The sequence below is a fragment of the Hungatella sp. SL.1.14 genome, assembly GCF_024460495.1.
Classification (GTDB): domain Bacteria; phylum Bacillota; class Clostridia; order Lachnospirales; family Lachnospiraceae; genus Hungatella; species Hungatella hathewayi.
Genome location: NZ_JANFYJ010000019.1, coordinates 102,699 through 118,801, shown reverse-complemented (window position 1 = coordinate 118,801; position 16,103 = coordinate 102,699). Strand labels below are relative to the sequence as shown.

Genomic DNA, 16,103 nt, shown 5'->3' with positions numbered 1-16,103 from the left:
AATAGCAGACTCTTAAATCTTGTTACCTGTAGCTGCCTGTATTTTTTCTAATAGGTATTGTCTCCTTCCAGGGTTCCATCTTCTGAACCTTATGGATTCTCCCACATATGTCAGATATTCTTTCATACTCGGTGTCTGACTTATCCAATATCTCCAGCAGCTCCTTAAAATACTCTGAAGCTTCTCCGCAGCCTTTGGAGTTTGTCAGCCACTGATATACTTCCCTGATCCTGTCTTCCGGTGTCTTTTTAGGTTCTTTATCGTCCATGCACCCAAAAGTCCCAAGGTCATCTACCAGCCTGTTCACGTCCTCCGCCAGACGCTGAATATAATCATTTGCTTTATCTTCCATAAATTATCATTACCCTTTCTCACATTTACAGATTTATGGTTATCATTTTTCACCGCGCCGCTTAATGCTCTCTTTGATTTCCTGGCGCATTCTTCTTGTATTATTACTGGGTACGGCGATTGCTGCCGCCTCATCAATGCTCAGATGGTTATACAGGAAAGCTTCTTTTATCGTTCTCATCTGATAACAGTCAAAGTGCTCTTTCGCATATACTGCTACCTGATCATAGGTGAGGCCATACTGAAAACTTGATAAGATTTCTTCAATTTGGTCCTCATCAAATCGGTTATCTGTAGCCAGTTCCATTTCCTGGACACTCCTACCTATATAAAACCCGTAAAACACTAATTCCATTTGTCTATAATTGTGTTTTCCATCTGCTACAATCCGTATCTTCTGGATATCCAGCTTCCTTTCCAGTGCTCCGGCAATTGCCCGGACCTCCTCCGATCCGTCTGAATCATGCACAAGACCAATAAGACTATCCCAATCTATACCCATCAAATACGCTTTGCGCAAAGCATTTATTTTGTTACTATATCCTCCAACCTCCATGATCTTCTTCACCAACTCATAGGGGATCCGGTCAGCAGATAACGCCTCCTCCGCGATCCGCAGTTTTTCCTTTAATAAGAAGATCTCATTTTTCAGGGTATCCAAAGTTTTGATTTTATTGTCCATGTCACTCCTCCTTATGTAGCAAAAGAGGAAGATTCCGCGTCTCCCTCTTTTTGTAACCATTTCTTTATTTTGTTCTAACTATTAATCTGGTGCCTGCGGCGAAATATGCCAGTCTGTCCACAAATTTCCGTTGATTGTCAGGTTATCCGTTAAATTTAAAGATAACATCCCTGACGGCGTCCATGCATCAATCAGCCAGGTATACGGTGTGTACCTGCCATCAGGCATCCATATAGGTGTAAAGTGTGTCCTTCGCTTAAAAGTGCTGTATTGGTTTTGCTTAAACTCAAATTGTGACTGTAAGCCCCCTGACATCCGATCCAATAATCGCCAATATGTTTTATATTGGAACTCTGGAAAATAGGTTACTGCATTTTGGGCTCCAGTGACAGCACTGGACTGATTCGTACTTACATTACTGCTGACAAATTCATTAAATCCGTAACCGCTCTTTAGTGTTTTTCCACTAGCTGTAGGGGATTTACCGTCTGGCTGGACACGCATTGTCGCGTTCATATTTGCGTGATATCTATCGATATTGAACTTCCACCAGCCATGGTCGCACCAGAAGCCATCATCGTCATCATTACCACTATGCCATACCCAGTAGGAATACCAATAAGGACGCCAGATACTCCAGTCAGCGGACGTCTGCTGGTTTTTTGATGGAACTTCCGGCCTCGTATAACTGTCATTACGGTCGTCCGCGATCGGATTCGGCGGCGGATTCTTGTCCAGGTTTACGATTTTGACCCGTATCGTACCTTTATCTGTATGTCCGCCGCCTTTAACCGTGACTGGAATTTCCATAGTCTGCTCCGTTGACGGTGTTGTCCATCGAACCCATGCGAGCTGACTCCCCCCTTCCGGGTAATATACGTTGCTTACCTTATAATTTCTCCCCTTTAATTTAAAGGTCACAGATACTGGGTGGTCTGGATCACTTTGACTGCCACCTACACGGATACTTGTGATAACCTCTGTATTGGTATGGTATTCATAATCAAAGGAAGCAACCTCTGGTGATAGATCTGGCAATTCTTCATTAAAACGTATAATTCCAAGCCCCAACGAAGTTTTAATCTCCTGGTGTGAACGTAGTCCGGTAATTGGGCCGTTCCACGCTGGGTATCCTAAATCAGGTTTTTCAAGGAACATTGAAAGGGGCAAATTTTGAAAGACAACCCCACGCATCCAGGAATATACCACCCCTCCTGCCACCTCATCGTATAATGCCGCTTCGGTTGCTGTCATAGCAACTCTTACTCCCTGCAAAGTCACGTAGGCAATCGGCTCTATCATGATCCTGTACTCGCCGTTGATTAGTACATTAAAATCTATTCCCACATAGCCTGCAATCCCACGTACTGTCTGTTCATCCGTAAAGTACCGCTTTATCTCCGCAATGCTGGCCGGTCCGAGACTTTGAGAACTTATGATTTTGGGTAATCTCTGCGCTGGTCTTATGTATTGATACCTGGAACCGGAAATACCAATCCCCCGGCCTGATGTATAAGACATTTTGCTCACTTTTCCAAAATGAAGCCTGATATCAGATGGGCTTCTGTTGGTAAGATCAACAGGCGTGCCTACTACTTTATGGTCGCTTGTACTGATTACCGACACACGTACTCCTTCATCACCTGGGGACCAATAATTTTCCGAAGAACCTTGTCCCATGCCGCCACCTCCGCCGTCCACATTACCTTGCCCTGTCGCATAAGCAGGAACCGACATGATCAAAAAACACAGACTGAACAGTGCAATCCCTGTCAGCCATCTTATTCGGCTTTTCAAATTTCGAAATGTTCTCCTTTCCAATGAAAAAGCACAGCCATAAATAGCTGTGCTAAACGATAAGTAAATGATATTTTTGATTTCACTCTATGCCTGGTAGGACGAAGGTTGCCATCTTGTCAATCCATGATCCCGATTTTATTACCATTTTCATAGATTTCACTGTCTTCAATTCCTTCCCCTTCCCCAATGTCATCTATCCAGCCGAATCCTGGGGCATATATTTTTCCTTCCTGCGACTCACCCTCCGGTGCAGCTCCGGGAACTGTGTCTGTCTCTGGCTGTTGTACTTCATCATGGTTTTCCGGCACCGGCACACCCTCGACACTCTCCCCATCTGGTTTCTGATTGGGATTTTTCAATACTTCTTGATCCGGTGTCTCTGGTTTTGTCACTCTGGGCTGGATATTCTGAACGGGCTGCCCGTTATCCTGATCCCCCTCTTTTCCTTCCTCTGATTCTGGCTGTCCCTCTGTGGTTTCCGGTTCTTTCTTTGATTCCTCTTTTTTACTGTCAGTCTCTTTTGGTTTCTTATCCAATTCTGACTTTTTTATATCCGGTTTCACCTCTATTTCTGTAGACTGGCTCTCTGCCAGCTTATCTTTCGTCTTCGCTGGTCCTTTAAAATTACTGGCAATCATGACTACAAGAACAATACAACACACTACACAGCCCGCTATAATCATACCTTTTTTCACTTTATCACTCATATGGTTCTCCTTCCTGTCTCAATCATTTTGTCGCATCAAACATACTACATTTTTCCAATTCTGTCTACCAAATTTTAAAAGACTTCAATATACCCTGCCTGAACCTTTAACCTGATCTTCATTTCAGGCAGACGCTTTCCTGCAAACTGGACTGGTACTTTTAATGTCACGACTGCATCAATCTCAAACCTCTGTTCATTCTCCGGTGTTCCCGGTGCAAGCGGCGCATTACGTGCAGTAACACTTAAATCCGATATGCTGTACTCCAGAACCCCATCTGTATACTTTACATGCCGCCCGGATTCCACCCTTGTTCCCAGGATTTTATCCATTTCAGACAGTACATCCCCCTTATCTACGCTATACTTAAAACCTCCATTATTGGGCTGGTATCCTCCACTGTATCCTTCCCTTACCCCGTGATATACATTGGCATAATTATCATTTACCGTTATCATGACAGCTTCCTGTGCGGCGTCCCTTACACCATTGGCAATAATCTTCAGGCGGTAAAATTCCAAAAATCCGCACATGATCAGCATTAATACCAATGTAACCGCAACCACAAATGGGAAAGAGGAACCACGCTTATCCTTTAAACAGCAAATCAGGCGCTTCATTTATGATATACCTCGCTCTTTCCAGTAGCACTAGCCTTTAAAGTAATCGGAAAAGAACCAAAATTTCCAAATAGCCCAAGGTCCCGATGTAATGTCAGTTTTACAGTGACTTCATGATTTAACTGGATATCCCCCCTTTGTGACCACTCAACTGTAGGATCTAATCCCGTCCGTTCCCGAAGTACCTGTTCCCGCCTGGCAGTCTCGGTTCCAACTCTGCCACTGATTTCAGCCTCCCGGCACAATTCCGTTGCAAACGTGTCCAACTGATTCTTAGCCAGAAAAACCGGGAATACACTGACAGCTAATGCGATCACCAACATGGCACACAACACCAGCACACAGATATCTATATATCCCTCTCCACGGTTCGTTTTTAATATTTTTTTCAAGTCCCTTGACCTCCTTTCATGTGGAGTATATGGCTGCTTAGAACATCCCTCCTAATGATTTGATGATTTCAAATACAATGATCGCAAGGTAAGTCAGCAAAAAACACATCAGCATGAGAAACGAAAAAAACCTGATCTTAGGCGGTATCTTCTGGGCCTCACTTTTTAATTTCTGCAATTCAATCTGCTTAAAGTCGTGAGCAAGCATCTGAAAATATACCACGCTGTTATCTCCGCGCAGAACCCCAATCAATCCCCGGACAACATCAGACAGCATTGGTGAGTTTAACCGCGCCTCAAACCGGGTAAGTGCCGCCTCATAACTGGATGATCTCATATCTGCCGCAAGGACCCCCAGCTCTTCCCCAAATTCTGTACCGGCATTTTTCCTGAAATTCTCCACCATGGAAAGCACATCACGGTTATTCTGCAGCTCCTGTTCCAAATTGGCAACAAAACGTGGCAGTTCGTCTTCGATTGATTTTCTTTTTGACTTTAGCATCTCGTCTGCGCGCTGGATTTCCTTAAAGTAAACCATGACTGCCAGAAACACTACAATCGGTGTCAAGAGAGGAAAGAGAAGCAAGCATGGAATGATACCAGCCATCAGTAAGCCGGCTTTTGTAAGTGCATACGCCTGATATACTTCCGGTGTCATCTTAATCCCTGTTGCTTTCAGCACGTTTTTCATTCGGCTTTTCCGATACTCATCCATTCGTATTACATGGGACAGTCTCATGGCTCCCTGCAATAGGAACGCATCGAATGCCGCCGATCCTTTTTTATTGTTTCTTCCTGTGTCCAGCAATGCCTTTTCTGTCTTCATATATGGCACTTTTAGCAAGTCTGCAGCCAGGAAGAACATTCCCAGGAAGAGGAATCCTCCAAATAATAACAGTAATAACACTGACATATCCCTACCTCCTGTATTCTAGTGGTTTTGTCAGCCTGACAACGACCGCTGTAGAGACAAAAATGATCGCTGCAGTAATGGCAAGTATCACCTGTCCCATTGGTGTGTGCATCAAAGTGTCATACCAGCTTTTGTTAAGGAAATAGAGAAGCGGGATATTGCCAATCACAAAGATTGCCATCGTGATAAATTCTTTTCTCGGCTCTACAATCAAATATTCCAGTTCAGCATTGACGATACGGATATCACTTAATTTTGATACGATTGGTGTCAAGGTTGTTTTCAAACTCCTGTCATACTGGCAGTCACACAGGGCATCGCACCATTCCTGGAACACATCGTTGTCAATTTTCTCTCTCAACTCTTTTAGTGCCTCATGGATGTCCGGATTCACCAGGTTGATCCGTACAATGAAGTCCTGGAATACCCTCTGGACTGGCGGATTCAAATACTGAATATTTTCCTCTATCGCTGTCAGAATGTCCTCCGTCCGCAGATAGCCTGTAGTAATGACGCTTAATGCTGTCTCCAATTCCGCAGCTACATTCTTTTTATAGCTGCTGGCGGAAAGTATGACGTACCAAAAAGGGAAAAACATAAATCCAACAGCCATCACCGGAGCCAGAAAAAAGTTTCCAATCATGATGGCAGCCGAGGCTCCTACTGTAAACAATATCAAGGCCACCACACAAATAACCGAAAACTGCTTTTCTCGTCCCGTCATTTTGAGTGTCTGCTGGGCCTCAATAATTGCTTTTTTCAAAAATCTGGCCTTTTTCCTTTTTGTTACTGTCTGTATTTCATTTCTGATATTTGATGGTTCTTTTGACAGGAAACCAAAAAGTCCATCCGTAAATTCCATCGGACGGATCCCAAAAAGGAGAAAACCGCCTACGATCAAGCCCAGGCAGGCGAAAAGCTGTATACTTGTCAAGCCTCTTCCCCTCCCTCCCCTTTAGAACGAAATCTGTTAAGGGTTTCCATAGGCATTCCATTTTCTAACAGACGTTTATAAAGTCCGTCCGAAATGGTATTCATAGCCCGGTGCTTCCCATTTACTACAAAATAGTCTCCCTCCAACTGATTTTCCAAAATTTCATACTGATATAAAGGACGATATTTCCGTGAGCCGTCCGGTTTAATTTCGCATTCCATGATTTCCATGATCACTCTCTGACGGTTCTCCAACTGTTTACAAAAAACTATGATAGGATATGCTTCTGTCACGTACCCCATCAATGTTTCGTCTGACATGTCCACAGCACGCTTGCACAGGGACACCATACGGCGGTATGTAGCCTCGCATGAATTAGAGTGGATGGTAGTAACCACCGCCACACCGGTTCTTGCAGCTTCCTGGGCGGCATTTGCCTCCGCCCCTCTCATTTCCCCGACCACCAGAATATCCGGGTTAAATCGAAGCGCAATATCCAGAAGGGCAATCTGGTCAATTCTCTGCCTGTCATTTTCACTGTCCCTTGTCAGAGTGTGAACAACGGAATTAACTACTCGTCCATCATATTCCCTTACCAGGTCCAGTTCACGGCTGCCATTTTCAATTGAAAATATTCTCTTCCTGTCTGGAATTGTGGTAAGAAGCCAGCCGGCCACCGTTGTCTTCCCGGAACTTGTTGCCCCTGCAACACACACTGATATTCCATATCGGATACATTCGCTTAAAAAGTCCAGCATTTCTCCTGTAGCCGTTCCACCCGAAACAAAATCCTCCTTTTTCATACTCTGGGGATTTACAATTCTGATTGAAGCGGCAAGACCTACCTCTTCATCCACAATCGGAGTTTTCAATACTGCTATACGGATATTTTTAGCCAGAGTCCCTGTTACCACGGGACTTGCATCATCAAGGATAGTTCCTGACACATGGAGCATCCTTCGGATCACATTGATAGCATGCGCGGGGCTGTCAAAGTGTTCTTCCAGCTTTTCCGTCCTGCCGCCGCTGTACTGGATTTCGATATCCTTCCAGCTATTGATGTCTATTTCTTCAACACCTTCTCCAAAAATATATTTAGTCAAAAAGGAGAACTCCGCCATCTCTGTGTACAGATTGTCAACGAGTTCCTGATTTGACATACCCTGGACCGCGACCCGGTTTTCCTGGACATATTTTGTAATGTAGCGCTTCATCTGCCTTTTTACATCATCACTGTTTCCATCCGTCAAAAGCGAACTGTACCTGCTGGCAATATGTTCCTGCACCTCCTGCAGCACCGTTGCAAAATCTTTCCCTTCCACGGCTGCAAAAAAGATATCATCTGCACTCTTATTCACCACTTCTGCCGGTTCTCTTACAACTGGCTCTGCCGGGGCCGTCTGTGCCGGCATAAGTTCCTGCATCCGTGCGCTCCATTCAGAATTTCTGCCTTCGTTAAATACTCCTCGCGTTTTTCTTTCCCCTAACATCCGTATACCTCCTTAACAATCCTCTCTATTTCATTATTAAAACCACGGCTCTTTTTTCCTTCCAGACCCGCCAACAGGTTCCCCGCCATCCCCTGTTCTGTAACTTCGGATGCGGACGGGATCTGAAAACTGACTTTTCCAAGCACCTGTTCCATGTGGTTAATGGCTTCCTGCCCCTTGATGTTATTGATCGCTTTTAAATGTCTTTCTACCTTCCATTTGGGTTCCTGTAATAACGGTAACTGGCTTGCCAGATAACTGATGGATTTAAGATCACAATTTACCATCTGTAAAACTGCGTCTGCCTCCATCAGTGCAACGGCTGAAAGGATATCGTTGGCGATATAACTGCCGCAGTCAATGATGATATAGGAAGACAATTCCCGCAGCCCAGCAAGAAATTCCAAAGCCTGTTCCGCCTCATAGGGGGCGTAGGTGTATTCATTCTCCCCTCTCAGCATCCCAAGCATTGCCAGATATTTTATTTTTTTATGGACAATGCAGTTTTCTTCTATCAGCCCTTTTGTAATATGCGGCGCTGCAAGTACATTTCCCAGGGACCATATGTTTTCCAACTCGTCCATCGGGCATATACAGGGAATCATGGGTACGGTCATATCAGAAATTACCAGGATAACATTTTTCTTCTTTTCTGCCAGGTATTTAGCAATCTTCACTGAAATCGTAGTTTTCCCACAGCCGGGGCTTCCCCAGACAGCCAAGACCTGTGCCTTGCGTTTCCCTGTTTCCGGTTCCTCCTTACTGTCCGATTTATCCACACGTTTTTTGCCTTTAAAATTCAGCATTTATTCTGCACTCCCTTCTGTCTCTCCTTCGGGCTGTCCAGTTTCCGGTTCTGATTCCACCGCCTCCGTTTCCGGCGGATAAAGTTCCTGCAATGCCTGTTCCTGCTCTGCGATAAACTTTGCTGCATTTTCTTTTGTCCCCCGGTACACGAGCGATATGTGCAGGTTCCCGTCCTTCTCCATCATGGCGAGTATCCTGCTCTGTTCAGGTGTAGCCAGGAGCGTCACCGTGCTGGGCAGTTCCTTTTCCTCCGGATCTTCTTCTCCTGTGTTGGCATCATAGCCACTGCCCGCAGTTACCGCAATGACTTCAACATATTTGAGTTCGGGAGGGATGACCGTTTCGCCCTGTTTCTGGTAGTCCGGTGCGATCACAGATACAATATCTCCAGATTTGAGTTTTCCAGATAATCCGGTTGCAAAAGATTTCACAGACACGGAAATAGCCTGTTTTTCACCTGACAGATTATATAAGTAGGCATTTTCAGCAGCCGGCTCGTCCGCAACCTTGCTATTGATGATATAATCACCTGGGACCATATCTGCAGATGCATATTTCCCAATGACATTTTCTTTATTTTTCATGACCTCGGACGGCAGGTTTAAACTCCCCACTTCAACCGACCTTACCATATCACCGGTGACCTTATCCCCGATTTTTATATCCTTTACTACCCGCACGATCTCAATCTTTTTGCTGATTTCTTTATTGAACAGCGGGGTGATGCCAAAGCAGATAAGCAGTGATACTACAATGCAGATCACACCCAGCACAGTACGGCTTTTTAATATTTTCATATTTTATATCCATTCCTTTCGATTCAAAGTTATCGTTTTAAGTGCGGCAGGGGATACCTGCCGCCATGATTACCTCACAATGTATCTCTTTTTCCTGCGGCACCTGTAAAATGCCAGAACAGCACCCACAAAGGTAATTGGAGCCGCTACACAAATACAATAAAATGCTTTTCTTTTCATTACATCCTCCTATCCAATCAAATATCCCACTGCACATCCAGCCGATAAAAAGGGGACTAACGGTACTGCGATCACCTGGGTTTTCTTACATATTTTTAATAGTACAGAATAAACAAGTACCAGCGACAATCCTACAATAGTTGCAGCAATTCCTGCAGGAAGCCCCAGGACAAGTCCTGCGGCCGCCATCAGTTTGATGTCACCGCCACCCATTCCGCCATAAAAAACCGCCGCAAGCAGAAATGGGAGCGCGATGAAAATCCCCCATACATATTCTGGGTGAAAAGAAATAGCGGCGGTTAATGCGATCAGCATACATAACAGATCCGGCACAACTCTTTTCTTTATGTCCGTCACCGACGCTGCCAAAAGCAACAGTAAAAATACAATGGCCTGAACTGCCCTTCTATCCAGCATAGTTAAACATTTCGGTGATACGCCGCGTTAATGTCGGCAATACTGTGTCACCGAACAATGCATACAGTCCTGCCAGAAGCAGCGCCCCGATTACAACGGCCATTAAAATTTTGAGTAGGCTAGGCCCCCGGCGCCTTACCGCTTCACGGCGGCAGGTTTCCAAAAGCCCGCCCCCGAACCGGACTTACACCTCTCGATGTATCCGGCTCTCCATTTATCTATCAGTCTAATTCTCCTGCATGTAAACAATCATGCCACTGCACGCACAATGCAAGTGTCTTACGTTTTCGGGCTATCATCAGCCATGCCCACCGCTTTTCCCCTTTTAAGTCTTTTTTTCAATGATGAATTTCAAACATTTTCAGCTCCGCACCACTCACAGTGTCCCGCTCTTAAACGGGCAATCAGACCGGTTGGGTTATTATTGCGGTATACTTTGGGAACATTATCGACCTCTGGTTTTGCAATCCCTGTTTTTACCTTCTTGAAACCGTCCTCATAATAATACAGTATCTTTTCGCCTTGCTTTGTCTGGTATTTCACCCCAAAGTGCTTGTAACCGTATTTCTTTCGGACACCGCTGATATGGAGCTTATATTTTGCCCCAAAGGTTTTAAACATGCTGAATTTCATCACATAATTAAAGTGGCCGAGGACATTTACATTGTCTGCTATTTTGTAATAGTTATAGAGTCCTCTGACTTCAGCATTGTATTGCTGCACAATTTCAAAGTCGTCATTGCTGATTAAATAGGTTCGATGAACAGGGATAAATATTTCCTTTCCATTTTGATACTTGATTTCAAGAGCCTTATAATCCATGAGCTTCTTCTGCCATTTTTCACGGGGAACATACAGCTTTACCTTGCCCCTTCTCACACGTCTTGTATGACCGTTTTTATCCTCGCGCAGACTTTCATTGTCTGATAAGAAAATATCATAGCTAAGAAAACGGGCCATATCACGGGCATTGGTTATCAAGGTTTTTTCTTCTGATAATTCCAGCTTCAAAGTTTCTGACAGGAACCGTTTCATATCTGCCTTGATCTCTTCTGCGTCCTGTTTGCTGCCGATTACTCCGCACAGCCAATCGTCTGCGTAACGCACATAAAACAGACGCCGGTATCCGCTGTCCTGCGGATCAGAGTATTCGCATTTCAACATTTTGCTCCTGACTGCATGAATCTGGTCATTTGCTGTTTTACGTTCTTCTGCCGTCAGATCCACCCACTTGTCCTTTGCGTACACCTCATAACGCAGATATTTAAGTTTGTATTCCCAGTTTGCGTATTCTGCTGACTTCTGACGCCTTTTTCCACGCTCAAACTCTTTCATATAAATTTCCATGTATCTGTCCAGTTCGTCCAGATATATATTTGACATAATCGGACTGATAATCGAGCCTTGCGGGGTTTCGGAATAAGTATTATGAAACATCCAGTCCTCCACATATCCTGCTTTCAGAAACTTCCATAACAATGCAATAAAGTATTCGTCATGGATACGTTTGCGCAGAATGTTTATCAGCACCGCGTGGTCTATATTGTCAAAAAATCCGCAGATATCGCCCTCTATGAACCACTTTACACCTGTAAAAGTACTTTGTATCTGCTGCAAAGCTGTGTGACAGCTGCGGTTTGGGCGGAATCCGTGTGAATAGTTGGAAAATGTCGGCTCATAAATGCTCTCTAATATCAGCCGCACGACTTCCTGCACCAGCTTATCGTCAAAAGATGGGATACCCAAAGGGCGTTTCTTTCCATTCTTTTTCTCGATATAAGTACGCCGTGCAGGGTTCGGCTGATAGCTGTGATTCTTCATTTTTCCTATCAGCCTTTGTATCCTGTCCATGCCCATACCGTCTATGGTTTTTCCATCTGCTCCTGCAGTCATGTTCCCCTCTCTGGCATAGATATTTTGGTAGGCCAGAAGGTAAAATTCCTCATTATACAGATTCCGGTACAGACGTTCGTAACAATAGCCCTCATCACATGCTTTCGATTTCAGACTGTTTAACACATCAATCGGATTTCTCAATGCCTCACGCACCTTTCCTTTTTTTGTATTAAGAGATAAACTGCCGCCCTTCGCCATGTGCATGGCTTTCCCATACTCGGACTACTATGGCGGCTCCGTTGCCATGCCGGATATTCAGCGTCATCTTTCCCCCGCTTTTAGGTCTTGAAATTTCTCACCTTACGGTATTACGCATAGCTTAAAGAAGCTTTCCAGTTTAGGCAATCTCCGTTTAGACGGTTAAAAACACAGCCTGCCAGATTGTCGGATAGAACGTTCGTCCTTTTCCATTTATCATGGATGGGCGGTGCAAATATCATGGACTGCCGTGCCAGCTATCTACACAGCTCCTACACCGCCTGACACCTAAACTATCGTGTGCCAGGGACTCGACTATGACCCCTCGGACTATTCATAAAGCAATCAAGCCTTTATCCTCGTATCTGGCCTTTCTTCTTGCCATTCAGTCGCAACCGTGATAGTTCGGCTGACTTATGACGTTACCAACATGCTACACTCTCTGTCTGGTTTCCCTTTCAGATCAGTTGGTTGAAGAGGATTGTGGGTATAAAACCCGGATATTTTTCAATCCCTGCTTTGCTAAAGCAGATTTTCTAACCGTCCGCGTTCGTAACAACTTTGTGCAGTTGTTACGCCCTTACGGACGCACTGGCCGTATCCACGAACCCCTCCGCCTTATTGTTTTCCAGCGCTGCTTTTACCTTCATTCCCTTTTTGATTAAATAATCTTTCATTTTCGCTTTCATTCCTTGACCTCCTGGTTTAATTGATTTTAAATTTGCGCAAAATAAAGCAGGCCATAAATCAGCCTGTCTTTTATCCCCTAGTATTTCTTCTATCCAGTCCTACCTAGATACACTACCATATCAGTTCTCACCTTCCCGACCTAATGCTTTTATTCTTTACGGGATTAATGATATATTCCTGCAATTCATAGGCGCATGGTACATATTACTTGCCATTCTCCTCACAGAGAAAAATATCAAATACCTTGCCGCCCGCAGCTTTGTAAAATTCTTCATAATCATATGGATATTTTTGCCATGTCTCATCACATTTTGTCAGTCCGATTTCCCGGTCCTGTCCCAATTTGCGAGTTAATTCATAAAAATCACCATCTTCTGCGGTAAATGTACGTAATGGATAGAAATGGTATCCTCCATACTCAAAGCTTGTCTTATTCAAATCCAGTACCCCCTTTTGCCTCAATAGCCATATCGGCGCAAAACAGGTTACTACACATCAGCGTGTCCTCCCCTGGTCCATACGGAATCTGTTAAAGGCTCATCACGTATCCTGTTCATATCCACCTCCCTTCTGCCAGCCTGCATATAATCCAAAGGATATTTCATTTCCAATTTTTCTTTTTATCTTTCGCTGAACATTTTTACATTACAGCAGTCATCCCTATTGGGATTGAAATTGTCCCTCCTTCAAAATCTCTGCCCTATTTGATATCTTTATGTAATTTAGAAATGAAATTTTATCCCTTTGATTGCGGAGTGCAGTACCGCCCTGCATTCTTCTGGTCAAGCATCCAGATATGTTCTTTACACTACCCCGCTCCATTAATTTTCAATTCTTCACACAAAAAAAGCAGGCTGACGAATCAGCCTACTGCAGAGATACTCATTATTCACTGTTTACATATTACTTTTTCCTGGTAATTTTTAGTTCTGTTTCTCTAAATAAAGAAATTTTAATTCCTCTGTTATTTCTTTCTCTTTGAAAATCGCGTAACCAAGACGTTCATAAAGACAAATATTTTTTTCGCTCTTAGTGCTTGTAAATAGTTCATACCTGCACCCAGGATACTCATTCTCAATATTAATAAGAAGTTTTGTTCCAATCCCTTTTCCTTGTCTTTCAGGATGAACAATCAATTTTCCAATATAGACTGTGCCATTTTCAGAATAAGCCCTAACCGAACCAATGATATTGCCTTTTACGTCTTCTGCTTTAAGTACAATACCTTTCTGGTATTCATTGACAACATCCGTAAGAGACTGCTTCAAGGGTGGAATATCAGGATTATTAAAAAGCTTTGCTTCACTCTGATAAGCCAAATACTGTAAATTAAGAATTTTCTGCAGATCGTCCTGTTCAGCCCTTTTAATGATGACCAAATCTTCTAAATCAGGAAAAACTAAATCGCACTTGCAATCACCATAGATTGCCTCCCCACATACTGGACACTCTTCAATATCACAGCCAAAATGGTGAAAACTCCCAAATGGTGCTAAACAATCCGGACAGCTATCCTCTTCACCAAACACATCCTCAAACCTTTTCTCTGCCCCAAACCTGATACGCGGATAACTTTTCCCGTTACAATCACATATCCCTATTTTACAACCCACACGTTCCAGCATTTCTCCGCCACAAATCTCACAAATAGCCATGATCGTATTCTCCTTGAGTTTTTAGAATCGGGTTCCGTCTACTAAAAGCATGAAAATATGAAATACAAACAAAAACATGCAGCCTATCACTTTGACACTAAATGATGCAATTTTTAATAACGCATAAGCAATTCCAAGCAACAATTTTCCTATAAATTTTATTATAGCACACAATATCGTCATATTCTATCTTCTCCTTCGTCTTCAAATCCAGTGAATGAACTATAGAAATCAAGCAAATTAAAATCTTTTTCCGTCGCCTGATCCGTCATCTCTGCCGGCCGCTCACTCTCACTATTGGTTTCCTGTTCCTCTTTAGTTTTCATATCGCTTTCAGCCACTGCCGGAATGGTAGTTATCTGCATTGATCCCAGCACGTCTTCCAAGGCTCGTTTTGTCAGTTCACGAAAGTAATCCTCCTTCTCTCGTATATTTGATAAGGTACGTTCCAGCTTCTCATATTCTGTTTTCTGTTTCAGATACTCTGAATAGTGGATTACCGCCTCGGCAATAAAGTCATTTTGAGAAGCGAACAGCTCCCGGTTGTACGCTTCCAGACAGGTTAGTGCCTGGAAATGCGCCGGGTTATTTTTATAAAGCCGAAGCGTTGTAACATATTTGTCGTCCATTTATGGCCTCCTTAACCGGCCATGTTCTGCCTGGCCTTCCATATGCTTTTTAAGGTTTCTTCATATCCTCTTGCATTTGCGTGTATATCTGGAATGCAGATCACATCCTTACCCTCGTTATCGCCAAAATTCTGCATGATTGAGGCTCCTCCACCCATAAAGATTATTTTTTCCAAATGCAGATTGTATCCATGCTTCTTGATCAGGTTATAAATGTATTCCGTATATTTGTTCAATTCCCTGCGGATTACACGAAGATACATTTCGTCGCCTGCATAAGTACCTGTCCGCATAATCGTTTCAATGATATATGGTTTGGCCTTCTCTCCAAACTCAGCCATTAATACCTCATTTACATTGGATATACATTTTATTGTGCCATTATTATCTATAATAGGCTGTGCTCCACTGGGCCGCATGTTCTCAATCGGAACCCCGTCAACGGTCCCACCTCCAATATCTACCAGAAGACAGGACTTTCCCTGTGTCTCTGCCAAGATATCTGTGATCGCGGCAAATCCCTGCATATATACGCTAACACCTTCCAGATAGACATTGAACTCCTCCCCCTGATAACGAAAACACAGTTCCCGCTCCCTGCCCAAATACTTCCTGAACGCCTTCATTTGTGATTCATACCACCGAGGCGGTAATCCTGTAGCCAGCCTGACAGCCGCCTGATTCTTACCTCTGGCTTTCAATTCAGCGGCAAGTGACGCCAATGTGAGAATATAGTAATCATCGTCCACCGTCTTATCGACTTTTGTATCCACATCTTCCCTACTGCCACCGATTGAGTAATACTTCCCCTTAAATTCTAAAATCTGGCTTAAATTACTGGTTTTCACCTTGTTTTGCGTCACTGTAGACAAAAATGCCGTATTCGCTGTTTTCATTTGCCTATTGCCGTGGTCGATTCCAAGTATTTCTCTATCCATTATGACT

The 16,103-nt window shown here is 43.7% G+C and carries 16 protein-coding genes and 2 pseudogenes; all 18 read right to left on the bottom strand.

Going from position 1 to position 16,103, the window contains the following annotated elements; all coding sequences use genetic code 11:
• Positions 1-22 precede the first annotated feature (22 nt).
• The 18 genes and pseudogenes from NE473_RS19885 to NE473_RS19800 all read right to left on the bottom strand — a co-directional run bounded on the left by NE473_RS19885 (position 23) and on the right by NE473_RS19800 (position 16,096).
• Positions 23-352, bottom strand: a complete 330-nt coding sequence (locus tag NE473_RS19885; protein ID WP_006777180.1) for a hypothetical protein — start codon at positions 350-352, stop codon at positions 23-25.
• A gap of 42 nt (positions 353-394) precedes the next feature.
• Positions 395-1,033, bottom strand: coding sequence for a hypothetical protein (locus tag NE473_RS19880; RefSeq protein ID WP_039893727.1), 639 nt, complete (start codon positions 1,031-1,033; stop codon positions 395-397).
• 81 nt (positions 1,034-1,114) lie between these two features.
• Positions 1,115-2,770, bottom strand: coding sequence for a DUF8193 domain-containing protein (locus NE473_RS19875; protein ID WP_006777182.1), 1,656 nt, complete (start codon positions 2,768-2,770; stop codon positions 1,115-1,117).
• Positions 2,771-2,949: 179 nt separating this feature from the next.
• Positions 2,950-3,540 carry a DUF6550 family protein gene (locus NE473_RS19870; protein ID WP_006777183.1) on the bottom strand — a complete coding sequence of 197 codons (591 nt, stop codon included), beginning with the start codon at positions 3,538-3,540 and terminating at the stop codon, positions 2,950-2,952.
• A gap of 74 nt (positions 3,541-3,614) precedes the next feature.
• Positions 3,615-4,160, bottom strand: a complete 546-nt coding sequence (locus NE473_RS19865; RefSeq protein WP_006777184.1) for a hypothetical protein — start codon at positions 4,158-4,160, stop codon at positions 3,615-3,617.
• Entirely contained in the window at positions 4,157-4,552 is a 396-nt protein-coding gene (locus tag NE473_RS19860) for a DUF4320 family protein (protein WP_055651421.1), read from the bottom strand. The genes NE473_RS19865 and NE473_RS19860 overlap by 4 nt, the downstream gene beginning before the upstream one ends.
• 37 nt (positions 4,553-4,589) lie before the next feature.
• Positions 4,590-5,465, bottom strand: coding sequence for a type II secretion system F family protein (locus tag NE473_RS19855; RefSeq protein ID WP_055651420.1), 876 nt, complete (start codon positions 5,463-5,465; stop codon positions 4,590-4,592).
• 4 nt (positions 5,466-5,469) lie between these two features.
• On the bottom strand, positions 5,470-6,399 hold the full coding sequence (locus tag NE473_RS19850) for a type II secretion system F family protein (protein ID WP_006777397.1): 930 nt from the start codon (positions 6,397-6,399) through the stop codon (positions 5,470-5,472).
• Entirely contained in the window at positions 6,396-7,889 is a 1,494-nt protein-coding gene (locus NE473_RS19845) for a CpaF/VirB11 family protein (RefSeq protein ID WP_055651419.1), read from the bottom strand. The genes NE473_RS19850 and NE473_RS19845 overlap by 4 nt, the downstream gene beginning before the upstream one ends.
• On the bottom strand, positions 7,883-8,695 hold the full coding sequence (locus NE473_RS19840; protein ID WP_006777365.1) for an AAA family ATPase: 813 nt from the start codon (positions 8,693-8,695) through the stop codon (positions 7,883-7,885). Before NE473_RS19840 ends, NE473_RS19845 begins: the two co-directional genes overlap by 7 nt.
• Positions 8,696-9,493 (bottom strand): Flp pilus assembly protein CpaB, encoded by a 798-nt coding sequence (cpaB, locus tag NE473_RS19835; protein WP_055651418.1) that lies wholly within the window; start codon positions 9,491-9,493, stop codon positions 8,696-8,698.
• 189 nt (positions 9,494-9,682) lie between these two features.
• Positions 9,683-10,090, bottom strand: a complete 408-nt coding sequence (locus tag NE473_RS19830) for a prepilin peptidase (RefSeq protein ID WP_006776980.1) — start codon at positions 10,088-10,090, stop codon at positions 9,683-9,685.
• A pseudogene (locus tag NE473_RS19825) lies at positions 10,080-10,205 on the bottom strand (DUF6133 family protein); the annotation flags it as partial. The gene NE473_RS19830 and the pseudogene NE473_RS19825, both read right to left, overlap by 11 nt.
• 106 nt (positions 10,206-10,311) lie before the next feature.
• Positions 10,312-12,127, bottom strand: a pseudogene (locus NE473_RS19820) (reverse transcriptase/maturase family protein).
• A gap of 951 nt (positions 12,128-13,078) precedes the next feature.
• Positions 13,079-13,312, bottom strand: coding sequence for a hypothetical protein (locus NE473_RS19815; protein ID WP_242664021.1), 234 nt, complete (start codon positions 13,310-13,312; stop codon positions 13,079-13,081).
• Between the two features lie 485 nt (positions 13,313-13,797).
• Entirely contained in the window at positions 13,798-14,529 is a 732-nt protein-coding gene (locus NE473_RS19810) for a GNAT family N-acetyltransferase (protein WP_006776984.1), read from the bottom strand.
• 179 nt (positions 14,530-14,708) lie between these two features.
• Complete coding sequence (locus NE473_RS19805; RefSeq protein WP_006776986.1) at positions 14,709-15,158, bottom strand: hypothetical protein; 450 nt, start codon at positions 15,156-15,158, stop codon at positions 14,709-14,711.
• An 11-nt stretch (positions 15,159-15,169) separates the two neighbouring features.
• A complete protein-coding gene (locus tag NE473_RS19800) occupies positions 15,170-16,096 on the bottom strand; it encodes a ParM/StbA family protein (protein WP_055651436.1) in 927 nt (308 codons plus the stop codon).
• Between the last annotated feature and the right edge of the window lie 7 nt (positions 16,097-16,103).

Coding starts and splice junctions, on each gene's coding strand:
- NE473_RS19885 (WP_006777180.1), bottom strand. CDS start 352: ATGGAAGATAAAGCAAATGATTATATTCAGCGTCTGGCGGAGGACGTG.
- NE473_RS19880 (WP_039893727.1), bottom strand. CDS start 1,033: ATGGACAATAAAATCAAAACTTTGGATACCCTGAAAAATGAGATCTTC.
- NE473_RS19875 (WP_006777182.1), bottom strand. CDS start 2,770: ATGTCGGTTCCTGCTTATGCGACAGGGCAAGGTAATGTGGACGGCGGA.
- NE473_RS19870 (WP_006777183.1), bottom strand. CDS start 3,540: ATGAGTGATAAAGTGAAAAAAGGTATGATTATAGCGGGCTGTGTAGTG.
- NE473_RS19865 (WP_006777184.1), bottom strand. CDS start 4,160: ATGAAGCGCCTGATTTGCTGTTTAAAGGATAAGCGTGGTTCCTCTTTC.
- NE473_RS19855 (WP_055651420.1), bottom strand. CDS start 5,465: ATGTCAGTGTTATTACTGTTATTATTTGGAGGATTCCTCTTCCTGGGA.
- NE473_RS19845 (WP_055651419.1), bottom strand. CDS start 7,889: ATGTTAGGGGAAAGAAAAACGCGAGGAGTATTTAACGAAGGCAGAAAT.
- NE473_RS19840 (WP_006777365.1), bottom strand. CDS start 8,695: ATGCTGAATTTTAAAGGCAAAAAACGTGTGGATAAATCGGACAGTAAG.
- cpaB (WP_055651418.1), bottom strand. CDS start 9,493: ATGAAAATATTAAAAAGCCGTACTGTGCTGGGTGTGATCTGCATTGTA.
- NE473_RS19830 (WP_006776980.1), bottom strand. CDS start 10,090: ATGCTGGATAGAAGGGCAGTTCAGGCCATTGTATTTTTACTGTTGCTT.
- NE473_RS19810 (WP_006776984.1), bottom strand. CDS start 14,529: ATGGCTATTTGTGAGATTTGTGGCGGAGAAATGCTGGAACGTGTGGGT.
- NE473_RS19805 (WP_006776986.1), bottom strand. CDS start 15,158: ATGGACGACAAATATGTTACAACGCTTCGGCTTTATAAAAATAACCCG.
- NE473_RS19800 (WP_055651436.1), bottom strand. CDS start 16,096: ATGGATAGAGAAATACTTGGAATCGACCACGGCAATAGGCAAATGAAA.